This is a genomic window from Vibrio sp. 1078-1, from assembly GCF_033340475.1.
The window spans coordinates 1-784 of record NZ_JAWOWM010000235.1 but is presented as its reverse complement, the minus strand read 5'-3'; the positions used below and the strand labels follow the sequence as shown (position 1 = coordinate 784).

General features: G+C 43.6%; 1 protein-coding gene. It reads right to left on the bottom strand.

Going from position 1 to position 784, the window contains the following annotated elements; translation table 11 throughout:
- The coding region (locus R7190_RS26830; protein ID WP_318137791.1) for an amino acid permease at positions 1-357 on the bottom strand (357 nt) is incomplete at its 3' end.
- Positions 358-784 lie beyond the last annotated feature (427 nt).

Below are 784 nucleotides of genomic sequence, written 5' to 3'. Positions count from 1 at the left end.
CAGTTCAGGGAAAAATGGGTAGGCACCTGTAGCGACAATGAAAGAGATCAGCGGCGGGTAATAAACGATATTTTCCGCATATTGATACCAAACGGTCGCAAAGCCGAAGTTAGGTCCAATCGTTTCTTTTCCCCAAAGATAGACGCCACCCTGTTGAGGGTAAGTCGTGCTTAGCTCGGCACACACTAAAGCCGTGGGAACGAAAAAGCATAAACCAGCAAGTAAAAAGAAAGAGATGGCCTGACTACCAAATAAGGCGGCACCCGGTATGTTTCTGATGCTATCAACGGATGTAACCGTAATCATGATCACAGAGAAAACACTGAGTTTAACAGCGGACTTGGCGATATTGCTCATTCGATACCTTTAATAAACGAGCCACGAATTCATGGTTGGAAAACCCGCGTGCTACAAGTAAGACGCGCGTATTGTAGGGTTGTTATAAACGGCGGGTATATAGCGAAAAATGGTATGTATTTACCCAAAAATGAACCGAAAAGTCAGTGAGTTATTTGCAATCAATGTAAACGTTTGCGTTGATGTGTTGGCGCGAAAAAAGTAAAAAGACACACAACAAACTGCCACAGGTTGACCTTCACCCAAGGGTAAGCGTTAAGTTAAAGGGAACGAAAATCGTTAAGGAGAAGACAAATGGGGTGTTGTAATCAAGCGCCAAAAGGTGGAACAGGCAAACTATCATACTTAATGTTAGTTATCGCTGGATTGTTTGCGGCTATTTTTCTGATCGCCGCTCTTTGGGGGTAATACGCAATCCAAGGTATTG